Annotated in this window: 10 protein-coding genes and 1 pseudogene; 9 read left to right on the top strand and 2 right to left on the bottom strand. The window is 59.8% G+C overall.

Translation table 11 applies throughout. The features are described from left to right. Positions 1-3: 3 nt before the first annotated feature. Genes ABD928_RS05485 through ABD928_RS05465 form a run of 5 tightly spaced genes read left to right on the top strand, consistent with a single transcriptional unit; the run spans position 4 to position 4,322 of the window. Complete coding sequence (locus tag ABD928_RS05485) at positions 4-558, top strand: ABC-three component system protein (RefSeq protein ID WP_345166859.1); 555 nt, start codon at positions 4-6, stop codon at positions 556-558. Next, positions 555-1,058, top strand: a complete 504-nt coding sequence (locus ABD928_RS05480; RefSeq protein ID WP_345166856.1) for an ABC-three component system middle component 5 — start codon at positions 555-557, stop codon at positions 1,056-1,058. The genes ABD928_RS05485 and ABD928_RS05480 overlap by 4 nt, the downstream gene beginning before the upstream one ends. Continuing rightward, positions 1,048-2,958 carry an AAA family ATPase gene (locus tag ABD928_RS05475; RefSeq protein WP_345166853.1) on the top strand — a complete coding sequence of 637 codons (1,911 nt, stop codon included), beginning with the start codon at positions 1,048-1,050 and terminating at the stop codon, positions 2,956-2,958. The genes ABD928_RS05480 and ABD928_RS05475 overlap by 11 nt, the downstream gene beginning before the upstream one ends. A 6-nt stretch (positions 2,959-2,964) precedes the next feature. Next, the gene (locus ABD928_RS05470; RefSeq protein ID WP_187716027.1) at positions 2,965-3,375 is read left to right on the top strand and encodes a (deoxy)nucleoside triphosphate pyrophosphohydrolase; all 411 of its coding nucleotides are present in this window, start codon (positions 2,965-2,967) and stop codon (positions 3,373-3,375) included. Positions 3,376-3,395: 20 nt separating this feature from the next. Beyond that, a complete protein-coding gene (locus ABD928_RS05465) occupies positions 3,396-4,322 on the top strand; it encodes an HNH endonuclease (protein ID WP_187716028.1) in 927 nt (308 codons plus the stop codon). A 109-nt stretch (positions 4,323-4,431) separates the two neighbouring features. Here ABD928_RS05465 and ABD928_RS05460 read toward each other — a convergent pair whose 3' ends face one another. Then, a complete protein-coding gene (locus ABD928_RS05460) occupies positions 4,432-4,893 on the bottom strand; it encodes a tyrosine-type recombinase/integrase (RefSeq protein WP_187716063.1) in 462 nt (153 codons plus the stop codon). A 6-nt stretch (positions 4,894-4,899) separates the two neighbouring features. Further along, positions 4,900-5,688 (bottom strand): hypothetical protein, encoded by a 789-nt coding sequence (locus ABD928_RS05455; RefSeq protein ID WP_187716029.1) that lies wholly within the window; start codon positions 5,686-5,688, stop codon positions 4,900-4,902. A 335-nt stretch (positions 5,689-6,023) separates the two neighbouring features. Here ABD928_RS05455 and ABD928_RS05450 point away from each other — a divergent pair, with 335 nt between their 5' ends. From ABD928_RS05450 to ABD928_RS05440, 4 genes and pseudogenes are all read left to right on the top strand, one after another. Further along, positions 6,024-6,461, top strand: a complete 438-nt coding sequence (locus ABD928_RS05450; RefSeq protein ID WP_187716030.1) for a BlaI/MecI/CopY family transcriptional regulator — start codon at positions 6,024-6,026, stop codon at positions 6,459-6,461. A gap of 255 nt (positions 6,462-6,716) precedes the next feature. Further along, a pseudogene (locus ABD928_RS15385) lies at positions 6,717-7,334 on the top strand (TonB-dependent receptor plug domain-containing protein); the annotation flags it as partial. A 525-nt stretch (positions 7,335-7,859) separates the two neighbouring features. Beyond that, positions 7,860-9,884 carry a TonB-dependent receptor gene (locus ABD928_RS15380; protein ID WP_425569735.1) on the top strand — a complete coding sequence of 675 codons (2,025 nt, stop codon included), beginning with the start codon at positions 7,860-7,862 and terminating at the stop codon, positions 9,882-9,884. 73 nt (positions 9,885-9,957) lie between these two features. After that, a partial coding sequence (locus ABD928_RS05440; RefSeq protein ID WP_345166841.1) for a TonB-dependent receptor domain-containing protein occupies positions 9,958-13,168 on the top strand: 3,211 nt, incomplete at its 3' end.

Below are 13,168 nucleotides of genomic sequence, written 5' to 3'. Positions count from 1 at the left end.
TCAGTGTCGGACAGCGTCAATCAGGGCGGCGCGAACGCCGGCGGCGACATCGTTGGCCGCGACAAGATCACGAACGTCCATATGATAAAGCATCAACAAGTTCGTGAGCTTGTTGAGCGCCTCACCAAGGAGATGGAAAAGGACGAGATTCAGCAGCAGTGGATCGACAATCTCGCCTTCTTCGAAGAACCTTATGCGCCTGACGGTGTCATCGGACTGGAAGCCAAGCTTGAGAAGTGCGGGCGGCCCGACAAAATTCCCTTGGCGATCAGGCACAAGGAACTCTTCGTAAAATTCCTGACGAAGTACTCGCTCTACGGAGCGGCACAGGAGCTATTGGCGCTGTGTTTGCACCGAATCCACTGCGAGTTTGAAGCACACGTGCATCCGGTCTGCGGTGAGGCCACTGTCACCAAGCTGGATCAGATCATCAGTGGTCAAATCATCCAGAAGGTCGTCGAAGAGTATGGCCTCGGCGCTTTCGCACTAAATCATGGCTTGGTTCTGGGCATGACGTACTGGCTTGCAGAGCGATGCTACGTCCGGTGGCACGCATGACTCAGCTCGTTTATCATCCCGCATTCGATGCGTACCACGCGTTCCTGAGGTCGGTTCGGATTCTGCTCGCATGTCCAGACGGCTTGGATCCGATGGCACTACGCATTCTCGATTTTTTCCTTCTTTTTCCCGAACGGATTGAGAGCGCTCGCCTGACGCCAGCTCTGCGATCGTTGGTGAAACGAACCCCCATTGAACCGCGATTTCCCTATGACACGCTCCCAGCCAGCCGGCCTCTCTTTGCACGAATGGCGGAAGCTCAGACGGCAGCGAGCCAGACGCTCCTCGCGAAAGGATTAGCCAACGCCGACGGCGAAAAGCTGCGGCTCAGCCGCGACCGTGTACCGGCTCCGCTACTTGACCTCTGTGAGGAACAGAACGAGAACGAGCGCTCCCTGATGGATACGTTGAAAGCCCTGGGGGCAGCGTTTCCGACTCAGGGCGCAAACGGGCTGAAAGATCGGTCTGGTTTGGCGGAGTTTCGATACGATGTTGTTTGAGCCGACGCTGCTGGTCCGTGAGCTGGCGATCTATCGCGGCGCTCAACACGCCTATCGTGCGTCATTTCACAAGGGCGTGAATATCATCAGCGGTGAGAACAGCTCAGGCAAATCGACCATTCTAAACTTGCTTGCGTACGGGCTGGGCGCAGACATCTCGACCTGGAGCGAGCACGCGAAGCTGTGTGACCGGGTTGCGGTTGAGGTGTCGCTGAACGGCAGTATCGTCACCCTTTCGAGAGCGATTTCAGAGCAAAGCGGTCAGCCGATGGACATCTTCATCGGGGATTTGGCCCAGTCTGAGCAAGCGCCGACCGCTGCTTGGACGAGGTACCCCTACAGGACGTCTCAGTCGAAGGAGAGTTTTTCCCAAGCTGTATTCCACTTGTTGAATGTTCCTGAGCTTGAGACAGAGGCGTCGGGGAAGTTGACCCTCCACCAAATTCTCAGACTTCTCTACTCTGATCAGCTGAGCCCAGTCGAAAAGATATTCAGAGAAGAGAGGTTTGATACTCCAGCACTTAGGGAAGCCGTAGGTAGACTCCTCTTCGGGGCATACGATGCTGATATATATCTAAATCAGCTTCGCATACGTGAACTGGAGAAGGAACTTCAAAGCATAGATGCTTCACTGCGAACGATTTACGCTCTCCTATCGGGAGTTGAACATAGTCTAACACTGAATTGGCTGGACGAAGAAAGGCGTAAGGTCGAAGCTGAGCTGGAAGCAGTAAGCGTAGAGATCGCGAAGACTGAGGAGCGAGCTTATCTAGGAGAAGCTTCGAGCGATCTTAGCCTCGCGCCTCAGGAGCGCGCATTTACAGAAGTACAGCGGCTGCAAGCAGAGCTGTCAGAGCTAGAAGATCGAGAACAAGCGCTGCGATTGGACTTCGCCGATTCCGAGGTTTTCATCACGACCTTGGAGAGGAAAGTTCAGGCACTTCAGAACTCCTCGACCGTCGCGGCAACAATCTCGGAGGTTCAATACGAGTGGTGTCCGGTCTGTTTCGCGCCACTCGCGGCCGAAAATAATCCGCATGCGTGCCGGCTCTGCAAAGAGCCATTCGATGAGGAACGCCTTCGCAAGAGAATGGTCAGCCAAATCAGCGACATGATCGTTCAGGTGAAACAGTCGAAGGCGTTGCAGGGCGATCGTTCAAAGGCTCTTGAGGAAGTCGCTCAGCGGAAGTCAGAACTCAGAGCGAAGTGGGATGCGGCCAAGAGCGAGCTGACACGAGTTCGCCGGTCCCCAATGTCCGAAGACAAGGATCGGCTCAGGGCTCTGAATGAGCGATTTGGATATCTAAAGCGCGAGCTCGAAGGAGTAGATGAAAAGGCTGCGCTGATCGGTCGCTTAGACGAAATGTCGCGCCAGAAGGCAGAATTGGCAGCCAACATTACCGAGCTGGTCGATACGAACCAGCGATTGAAGGCTTCCGAGGCCCAGAGGTTGGCAAAAGCATATTCGGAAGTGGCAACGGAGACGGTACATTTCCTGCACCATGATCTGCCGAGGCAGGACTCTTTCCAGAACGCCGAAACCGTCACGTTCAGTTTCGGGGAAGACAAAATCTCAGTTGATGGGGAAAGCTACTTTTCGGCATCTTCCAAGGTCTACCTGAAAAACTCATTCCTCGCGGCATTCCTATTTTCTGCCGCTCGGGACGGCCAGTTCCGTCACCTTCGATTCCTCATTCTGGACACCATCGAGGACAAGGGTATGGAACCAGCGAGGAGCCAAAACTTCCAGCAACTCTTGGTCGACAGATCGTCGAGTATCGAAGCCGACCACCAGGTCATCTTCGCGACGGCCATGATCAATCCCGCGTTGGATACTGACGAGTTCGTCGTAGGTCGCAGATCGACCCACGACACACGAACGTTGTTGATCGCTGGCTGATCAGAGATGTCGCGGCATCGGCACGGAAACGTCAAACAGGTCGCCGCCGCGATTGTTTTCCATGAGGGTTGCGTGTTGGTTGCTCGTCGCGCTCCCGGTCAGAACCTTGAAGGACTGTGGGAATTTCCGGGCGGAAAGCTGGAACCTGGCGAAACTCCGCAATCCTGCGTTGTACGGGAGTTAGATGAGGAATTGTCGCTGGCAGTAGAGCCGGGTCCGACACTCATTGAATCGCTTTTTAGGTATCCCGGCGGTGCAATAAATTTGATCGCAGTGGTAGCGGAGGCAGCCAAACGTGACGTGTTCTTGACCGTTCACGACGAGGTCCAATGGCTCGCACCAATCGATTTGCTTACAGCGGAACTCGCGCCAGCCGATATTCCGATCGCTGAGGAGATCAGTCGAAGGTTTAGTTAGTGCAGAGTTGGGGGTCGGCGATGCGTTATTGGTGGGTCAATCAAAATCAGACATATAAACACGAGGTGCCAGGAGGCTTCCTGTGGTCTCCGAAGGTCAATCGAAACGGCTCCCGAAACCAGTTCTATGTGAACATGACTGAGGTCGCGCCCGGAGACCTCATACTGTCGTTTTGCGATACCCGGATCAAAGCGATCGGCATCGCGACAGGTCCGGCAGTGTCTGCGGACAAACCCGATTTCGGCAGCGCCGGAGCCTACTGGGAAAAAGAAGGCTGGTTCGTGCCGGCTGAATTTGAGGTGGTGAGCGACCCTGTCCGTCCGAAGGATTTCATTGCTGATCTCCTGCCTCACCTCCGAGGGAAATATGATCCTCTCCAACGATCTGGCGACGGAAACCAAGGCGTATATCTCGCCGAGGTCTCCGAGGGCTTCGTGCGGGTTATATTGGGCCGAATGGGCACAACTTTGGAGGCCGTCGTCGCAAATGAGGTGAACATTGGAGATGCGGACGACGACCGGGAAGAGGTTGCGCTCGAAGGTAGGACCGACATCGGGGAGACCCAAAAGAGGCAACTTGTACAGGCGCGACGAGGACAAGGAATCTTCAAGGCGAACGTTCGATTGAACGAGAAGAGATGCCGGTTGACCGGCATCACCGATCAGACGCTCTTGATCGCGAGTCACATCAAACCCTGGTCGAAATCGTCAGACTTTGAAAAGCTAGATGGGTGTAATGGCCTGCTGCTGTCCCCACACGTCGATCGCCTTTTTGACCGCGGGCTGATCAGCTTCGATGATGATGGGACTGTATTGCGATCCCGATTGGTTGCTGCGGATATCTGGCCTGCCTGGGGGCTCCACGCCGTCGCTAACGTAGGAACCTTCTCATCGAAGCAGAGCAGCTATCTGGCATACCATCGGAAGCACCTCTTTAAGCCTGGCTAGCGGCACCTCGGCGATGCGGATGTCAACTCAAACTAACTCGAAATGCTGCATTGTTGAGTTTCCGTGACGTCGGACGCGAAAATCCGGCACCACCTTTTAATTCCGAGCTTTACGCGACAAGCGGAGCGACGTTGTCGCTTTCGAATATGCCCATTCGGCCAAGCCCCGCTCGGATTGCGTCGCGCACATAGGATGGCGACAGGTGCGCATAGTGGCGGCGTGTGATCCGTTCGTCGGCGTGACCCAGCGCTTCTGCAATGACCGCAATAGGCACGCCTGCCATCGCCAAGCGGGACGCGTAGGTGTGGCGTAGAATGTGGAAGCCAACCCCTTCGAGTCCAGCCGCGGTAATCGCCTCCTTCATCGGGCGGACTTGATGACTTGCGCCGTACTGGCGCCCATTCTCATTGGTGAACAGGACGTCATCCGGTTTCTTCGCCAAGCAGTGACGCCGAAAAAACTCGATGCCCTCGTCGGTCAGGTGGACCCAGCGCGGCTTGCCGGACTTGGTGTCCGGGAAGTGAATCGCGCCCGCGGTAAGATCGACGTCAATCGCCCGGATCTTGTGAATTTCGGACTAGCGGCCGCCCGTCAGGAGCGCGGCCTGGATCATCGGCCTGAAGGTCGGGGACGCCGCGTTGACGACACGTATCGCCTCTGTGGGATTCAGGTATCGGATCCGGGGAGCATCGACCTTCGGAAACGGCTTCACTCGGCGCCAGGCGAGGTCGGAGCCGACCTTCCCGTCGTTGAATGCCCGGTTAAGAGCAGCGCGAAGGACGGTCAGCATCCGGTTGGCTGTCGCTCGGCGAGGGCGGCCGTTGCTTTCGGTCACCGGTCGCATCTTCCTGAACCCTTTCTTGGTCGGCCGATAGCCGGCGGGTGCTTCGGCGAGACCGCGGTGAAACCGAAGGATCGTGTCTGTTGTCAGCGTACGGACCTGGTGGTCGCCGAGCACTGGGCGGATGTAACGATCGGCGACCCAGCTCGTCTTGTCCTTTGAGCGCCCGGTGAAGGCGAACAGATAATCGTCGAGAGCGTCGTTCACTGTGTAGGGGCCGACACGGCGCCCTTCGTTGATCTCAATCTCGCCAAACCATTCGCGCGCCTTTTCCTGAGCTTGCGAGAAGCTCAAGACGGCATTGGCGTGATCGTCGAGGTGATCGTCAGCGTCGCCGAGCGCGATTTGAAATCGATCGCCACCCGGCGCCCGGTACTTTGCAACCCAGGACCCGCCGTTCCGCCCTTTGCGATAGCCAAGGGTCCGGCCCTTCGAGATGGCGCACCAATAGGGCGCGTTTCGGATCGGCAGCGCGGCGCGTGCGCTGCGGCTGTCAAGCTTCCGGTCTCGAGCGGTCCTGGCCATGCGAATGCCCCAAAATTTTCACTGCAATTTCACTGCAAAACCATAGCCGAAAGGCCGCGAACGGCCAAGAACAAGTTTTGCAGTGAGACTTAAAAAATCCTGTGTTCGCAGATGTTTATCATTGTTCGCAACTGTTCGCGACACCCTCTGTCGCCGCTGCTTTCACGGCGAAAACACGGGTTCGAGTCCCGTTGGGGTCACCAGCGCTCAATCAAAATTGTGGCTAAGCCGGTTGCGAGACGTTCTCGGGGCCGGGCGTAGCATTGTTGTAACCAACGAGAAATTGACGTTAGTACGAAACGCACTAATATATGCTCAGGTTTGAGGATATTGCCGTGCGCAAAGGTGACAATCCGGGTGGAGCACAAGCACTGGGGCCAATTCCGCCTCAGGTGCTGAATCTCGCGCGATGCGAGCGCGAGGTTGCAGTCGTCATTTATCTCGAAGGAGGGATGACCGCGAAACTCCTCGAGGCCCGGCTTCCACGCAAGATTTCGAACAGCGCGTTGCGCGCAATGCTCCAGCGCCTGTGCACCAAAGGCATCTTGCGTCGGCACAAGATCGACGGCTCGCACAGCTCGACCGATCGCCGCATTCCCTATGTCTATACACCTGCGATCACGCCGGAACTTGTCCGGATTCGTGCGCTCCAGCAGGTCGCGCGAGACTATTTCGGTGGATCGCTCCTGCGCGTTGCGGAGGAAGCGGCTAAGGCATCCAAGGTCGGGGCCGAAGCCCACCAGCTCGAAGACGGGCTCAACATCGCGGCCTGATCTCGCGCGGGAATTCATGGTCCGCGAACGTCGTGCCTTCTCCTTCACCAACGCTCCGGCGCGAAGCGCTCGAAGCTGCTGCCAATCGCAATTTCCGGCCTGCTGATTCAGCGTCATCAGCCTGTCCGAAACACTGTGACCATGATGTCACAATGCGCGGTAAAGTACGTATCGTACCAAAATTTGTCTTCTCATTAATGGTCTGATTCGCACTACAGGACCCCGATATCGAATTGTTTCGGGGAAATCGGGGTTATGCGAATTTCAAAGACGTTGGCGCTGTCGTCTGTTTCGGCAGCAGCGCTTTTTGCTCTCTCTGCTGCAGCGCCTGCGAATGCGCAGACTCCGGCGCCGGCCGTTCCGGGCGGCGATCCGTGTCAGGCTCCTGCGGATCAGCGTGACCCGAGTGCCAATTGCCCTACCGCCGATTCTCCGGCGGGAGAAGCGATTGCCCAGGGCGCGACCACGACGACTGCTGAAGACCAGGGCGTCGTTGTCGTTGGTTCGCGCATCCGCCGCGACCGTTTCAACAGCGCTGACCCAGTCACCGTCATCAACCGCGACGCCGCGGTCGATGCCGGCTTCAACTCGACCGCTGAAGTGCTTCAGAGCGTCGGCGTCACCGGCGGCACGGGCCAGATCACCGACACCTTCGGCGGCCTGGTCGTCGAAGGCGGCCCGGGCGTGAACACGCTGTCGCTGCGCGGCCTTGGTGCAACGCGTACGCTGATCCTGCTCAACGGCCGCCGTATTGCTCCGGCCGGTACCCGCGGACAGGTCGGTGCCACCGACTTGAACGTTCTGCCGACCTCGATCCTCGACCGGATCGAAGTGCTGAACACCGGCGCGTCGTCGATTTACGGTTCGGACGCCGTCGCCGGCGTCGTCAACATCGTGACGCTGAGCAAGTTCAACGGCCTTGCCGTCGAAGCCGACATCACTGCGCCGGAAGTCGGCGCGGGCACGTCGCAGCGTTACTCGATCACCGCCGGCACGTCGGGCGAGCGTTTCTCGATCCTCGGCTCGATCGAAGTGTTCGACCGCAACCGCATCACGCAGGGCGACCTGCCCTGGACCCGTTGCCCGCAGCAGCGTCGTCTGAGCCCGCTCGGCTTCAACGATTCGAACAAGTGTTTCCCGCTCGAAGAGGGCGGCGTCACGGTCAACACGATCGGAACTGGCTTCTACTTCGTCGACAATCCGGGCAGCGACATTGCTCCCGGCTTTGAAGCAAATCCTCCGGGCTACTATCTCTATTGTAACCGTTGGCGTCCAAACGCCGGGGCTGGATCGACGCTTCCGGGGTTCGAGTGCGTGGGTGGCCTGATCTACAACCCGACCACGGGTGGTGGCTTCGGTAGCAACACCAGTCAGCCGCGCGACACCTTCGCGCCGTCGATGTTGAAGCAGGACGTCATCTCGCCGACCCGCAACTACACGGGCTATCTCTCGGCGACCTACGACACCGGCTTCTTCGGTGACGGCCAGCTCTATTCGGAACTGCTGATCACCCGCCGCAAGTCGCAGCAGAATGGCCAGCGCCAGCTGACGCTCGACTATGCCCCGAACAGCCCGTTGCTGCTCTCAGCCAATGGCGGTCTGTTCACAACTCAGCCGCGCCGGGTGAACTCCGCCATCGGCGTTCGCGTGTTCGCGGACTACGGCATCTACGACAGCAGCCAGACGCAGGACTTCGTGAAGTTCTCGGCCGGCTTCCGTGGCGACCTGCCGTTCCTGCCGACGTGGCGTTACGACTTCTACGCCAACAAGAGCTGGGCTGACGGCACCTACAGCTATGAGCAGATCCTCGCGGATCGTCTCGCCCAGAGCTTGAACGTTCGCCTGGTCAACGCCGATGGCTCGACCATCGTGGTTCCTCCGACGGCGCCTGTTGGCTTCGTCCCGACGATTGCGAACACTCCGGGTGCGCGTTTCGTCTGCGTCGACACAACCGGCAGCTGCGTTGCCGCGCCAGCGATCAGCAATGCGATCATCGGCGGTCAGGCTCGCACGGCCGCGGCGGCATGGTTCGACTACATTACTGACGACGTCGTCGGTCACACGGCATTCCGTGAAACGACCTTCAACGCGACGTTCGACGGACCGCTGTTCCGCCTTCCGGGTGGCAACGCGCAGGCTGTGGTCGGCTTCGAATACCGCAAGTCGAGCATCAACGACGTCCCGTCGTCCGATGCGCAGCGCAACAACCTGTACAACTTCACTTCGGCGCCGATCACCAAGGGCTCCGACAGTGTGTGGGAAGCATTTACCGAGCTTGAGTTCCCGGTCCTGCGCAACGTTCCGTTCGCCGAGGAACTGACCTTCAACGCTTCGGGCCGCTTTACCCACTACGATTCGTACGGTTCGGACACGACTTACAAGATCGGCGGTATCTGGTCGCCGGTTCGCTGGCTGTCGTTCCGCGGCAGCTACGGCACCTCGTATCGTGCTCCGGCGCTGTACGAACAGTTCCTGGGTTCGACGACGGGCTTCCTGTCGGCTCAGAGCACCGATCCGTGCACCAGCCTCTTCAACGTCACCAACCAGACGATCGTCGCCAACTGCCTTGCCGATGGGTTGCCCAACAACTTCATCAACAACGGCAGCACGACGGTTCTTCAGCGTGGTGGAGCGGACTCGGGTCTTGAGGCGGAGACGTCGAAGAACCTGACCTTCGGGACGGTGATCCAGCCGACCTTCGGTCCGGCCTTCGGCAACCTGTCGCTCGCCATCGATTACTTCCGCATCGAGGTGAACAACGGCGTGTCGCAGCTTGGTGCGGGCAACCTCGCCCGTGGCTGCTACGACGGAACGCGGCCTGAGTATTGCCAGTTCGTCACCCGTGATCCGTACACCGGATCGGGCACCGGCCAGCTGACGATCGTCCAGTCGTACATCAACGTCGCGACGGACATGGTGAAGGGTATCGATTTCACCCTCCGCTACGACCGCGAGCTGGGCCCGGGCAAGCTCGACCTCGGCATCAATGCGGTTCGCATTATCGATCGTGTCAACCAGAACGATCCGGCGTTCGCGGCAACGCACTTCGAAGGTTCGATCGGCAATCCGAAGTGGTCCGGCACGGGTCACGTCGGATACGACTGGGGTCCGTGGTACGCTCGCTGGGGTGTCGATTACATCGGCCACACCAACGACGACTTCCTGGTCGATCCGGCCGACTTCCCAACGAACGTCTACGACTTCTCGGTCAAGGACTACTGGCTGCACACGGCGGCGCTTCGGTACGAGCCGAACAACCGTTACAGCCTGACGGCCGGTGTTCGGAACGTCTTCGACAAGAAGCCGCCGAAGATCACTGCCGAGGATCCGTTCGTGAACACCATCGCGAACATTCCGCTGCAGTCCGGATGGGACTTCCGTGGCCGGACGTTCTTCATCAACGCACAAGCCAAAATCTTTTGATCAATTTGGGAGCCCGGGCATCCGCCCGGGCTCCCTCAGTTAGTTGAATGCACCTGAGAAATAGGGGACCAAAATGAAGACGAGCTTCCGTCAAAACCTGCTCGCATCGACCTTGCTGGTCGGTACGGCTGCGCTGGCAACGCCGGCGTGGGCACAGGACACGCAGTCAGCGGATCCAGCGGCTTCGCAGCCAACCGGACCGGTTGAGGCGCAGCCGACTCCAACGGTCGCCGCCGATGGGGATGCCGTTGAGTCCGGACAGGACATTATCGTTACCGGCTCGCGCATTCCGCAGCCGAACTTGGAATCGGCTGCACCGGTCACGGTCGTTTCCGACCAGGACGTGAAGCTCTCCGGTACATCCAGGATCGAAGACGTCCTCAACCAGCTCCCGTCCGTCGGCGCCGCGCAGACGTCCGGTGTGTCGAACGGCGCGACCGGTACGGCCGAAGTCGACCTTCGCTACCTGGGCGGCAAGCGCTCGCTGGTTCTGATCAACGGCCGCCGCATGATGCCGGGCGATCCGAACAGCAGCAACCTGTCGGCCGACTTGAACGTCATCCCCGCAGCGTTGATCAAGCGGGCGGAAGTCCTGACCGGCGGCGCATCATCCGTGTACGGTGCTGACGCGGTCGCAGGCGTCGTCAACTTCATCATGGATACCAGCTTCGAGGGCATCCGCTTCGACGGCAACTACAGCATCTGGCAGCACAACCAGGACGATCCAAGCGTCAGCGGCGGCCTTCACGTGAGCGACATCATCAACGCTCGCGGCTTCCCGCTTCCGACCGGCAGCACGACTGACGGACGTTCGTTCGACGGCACGGTCACCATCGGCGCCGGCTTCGACGACGGCCGCGGCCATGCCGTTGCCTACTTCGGCTATCGCAACACCAAGCCGGTTCTTCAGCGCGACCGCGACTTTTCGGCGTGCGTGCTGCAGAACACCGGCGGTGGCGTTCCCCGTTGCGGTGGTTCCGCCACTGCGAACCCGGGCACTGCGGTGATCTTTGCGACCACGACGACCAATGGCACGGCCATTACGTCGACGGTTGCGGCACTCGGGCCGGGAACGATCACGCCGTTCGCCCAGAACCTCTACAACTTCGCGCCGCTGAACTACTTCCAGCGGCCGGACGAGCGTTACATCGCCGGCGCGTTCGCCGATTACGAGATCAGCCCTGCGCTGAAGCCGTACCTCGAGTTCATGTTCATGGACGACCGGACGCTGGCGCAGATCGCGCCCTCGGGCGACTTCGGCAACACGCTGACCATCAACTGCGACAACCCGCTGATGTCGGCTGCGCAGCTGGCGGTGATCTGCGGCAATCCGAACAACGTCATCAACGGTTTCGTCGGGAACTTCCCGCTGGCGACCGGCGCTCCGTACAATCCGAACCCGGGTGCGGCGCCGATCAATTTCTTCGACGCCCGCGGCAACACCTATAACCAGGCGTTCTTCCAGCTTCTCCGTCGTAACACGGAAGGCGGCCCGCGTATTTCCGACCTTCGTCACCAGGCGTGGCGCGGGGTTCTTGGAACCAAGGGCGACCTGTCGAGCATCTTCTCGTACGACGCCTACTTCCAGTACGGCCGCACGAACTACACGCAGGTCTACAAGAACGAGTTCTCGATCGCTCGCCTGAACCGCGCGCTCAACGCCGTGAACGTCGATGCCAATGGCGTCGTCGTCCCGGTCGGAACGCCCGGTTCGTCGATCGTCTGCCGCTCGGTGCTCGACAACAGTGATCCGACTTGCGTCCCGTATGATCCGTTCGGCGCAGCTCCGTCGGCGGCGTCGATCAACTACCTGAACGTCTTCGGCGTCATCCAGGGCATCACGTCGGAACAGATCGGCCACTTCGACATCACCGGCCTGCTTGGCGATGCCGGCATCAAGACGCCGTGGGCGGAAGATGGCGTGGGCATCAACGTCGGTGTCGAGTACCGGCGTGAATCGCTCGAGCTGAACCCGGACACGTCGTTCCAGACGGGCGATCTGACGGGTCAGGGTGCACCGACGCTTCCAGTCAGCGGCAACTTCCGCGTATGGGACGTGTTCGGCGAAGCCCAGATCCCGATCATCCAGAACCAGGGGATCGAGGAGTTCACGATCGGCCTCGGTTACCGGAAGTCGTGGTACGACATCAGCAGCGGCGGTGGCTATGACACCGACACGTACAAGATCTCGGCCGAGTTCGCTCCGGTGAGCGACATCCGGTTCCGCGGCTCGTACAACCGTGCGGCTCGTGCCCCGAACATCCAGGAGCTGTTCGCTCCGCAGTTCGTCGGCCTCGATGGCGCCAACGATCCTTGCGCCAAGGTCATTACCGCGACCGACTATGGCTGCCTTGCGCAGGGCCTGGTCGTCGGCCAGTCGCCGACTGCCAACCCGGCCGGCCAGTATAACGGCCTGCTCGGCGGCAACCCGAACCTCAAGCCGGAGAAGGGCACGACCTGGACGATCGGTACGGTCATCCAGCCGCGCTTCATCCCGAGGTTCGCGCTGACGATCGACTGGTGGAACATCAAGCTCGAGAACGCCATCCAGGGCTATGGTGCGGACGCGATCATCAACACCTGCGTTGGTGATACGACCGCGACGTTCGTGTCCCCGGCCTGCGCTCTCATCCAGCGCGATGCCGCCGGCTCGATCTGGCTGACGCCGAACGGTTTCGTGGTCGACACGCCGGTCAATACGGCGACGATCAAGGAAGCCGGCCTCGACGTGAACGCGTCCTACTCCCATGGACTGTTCAACCTCGGCAAGCTCGGCTGGAGCTTCGTCGGGACGTACATGGACAAGTACGACGTCAACAACGGCCTGTCGCAGCCTTACTCCTGTAAGGGCCGCTATGGTCCGGTCTGCTCCGGCGGCACGGTTGCCGCGTCGGCGCCGATCCCGACCTGGAGGCACAAGCTGCGGACGACCTGGACGTCGAACTTCGGCCTCGGGCTGTCGCTGCAGTGGCGTCATATCGGGAAGGTCAAGGCGGAAACGCTGGATCCGAGCAACACCGTCAACGGTGCGTTCAACTTCGATCCGGGCCTGCACGTGAAGGCGCAGAACTACCTCGACCTGTCGGCAACCTACACGCTGATGGATCGGATCAACCTGCGTGCCGGTGTCAACAACCTGACCGACAACGATCCGCCGCTCATCACGGGTGGCAACGCAGGTCGTGCCGGCTCGAACCTTTGCCCGGCTGGTCCGTGCAACGGCAACACGTACCCGGGCACCTGGGATGCGCTCGGCCGTCTCCTCTGGGTAGGCGCGACGATCG

The organism is Sphingomonas daechungensis (assembly GCF_039543105.1).
Classification (GTDB): domain Bacteria; phylum Pseudomonadota; class Alphaproteobacteria; order Sphingomonadales; family Sphingomonadaceae; genus Sphingomicrobium; species Sphingomicrobium daechungense.
The sequence above is the reverse complement of the archived record's forward strand: the minus strand, read 5'-3'. Positions and strand labels throughout refer to the sequence as shown.

Excerpts from the sequence above, each read along its gene's own strand:
- ABD928_RS05480 (WP_345166856.1), top strand. The coding sequence starts at position 555 with ATGACTCAGCTCGTTTATCATCCCGCATTCGATGCGTACCACGCGTTC.
- ABD928_RS15380 (WP_425569735.1), top strand. The coding sequence starts at position 7,860 with ATGTTGAAGCAGGACGTCATCTCGCCGACCCGCAACTACACGGGCTAT.
- ABD928_RS05470 (WP_187716027.1), top strand. The coding sequence starts at position 2,965 with ATGTCGCGGCATCGGCACGGAAACGTCAAACAGGTCGCCGCCGCGATT.
- ABD928_RS05455 (WP_187716029.1), bottom strand. The coding sequence starts at position 5,688 with ATGGCCAGGACCGCTCGAGACCGGAAGCTTGACAGCCGCAGCGCACGC.
- ABD928_RS05475 (WP_345166853.1), top strand. The coding sequence starts at position 1,048 with ATGTTGTTTGAGCCGACGCTGCTGGTCCGTGAGCTGGCGATCTATCGC.
- ABD928_RS05465 (WP_187716028.1), top strand. The coding sequence starts at position 3,396 with ATGCGTTATTGGTGGGTCAATCAAAATCAGACATATAAACACGAGGTG.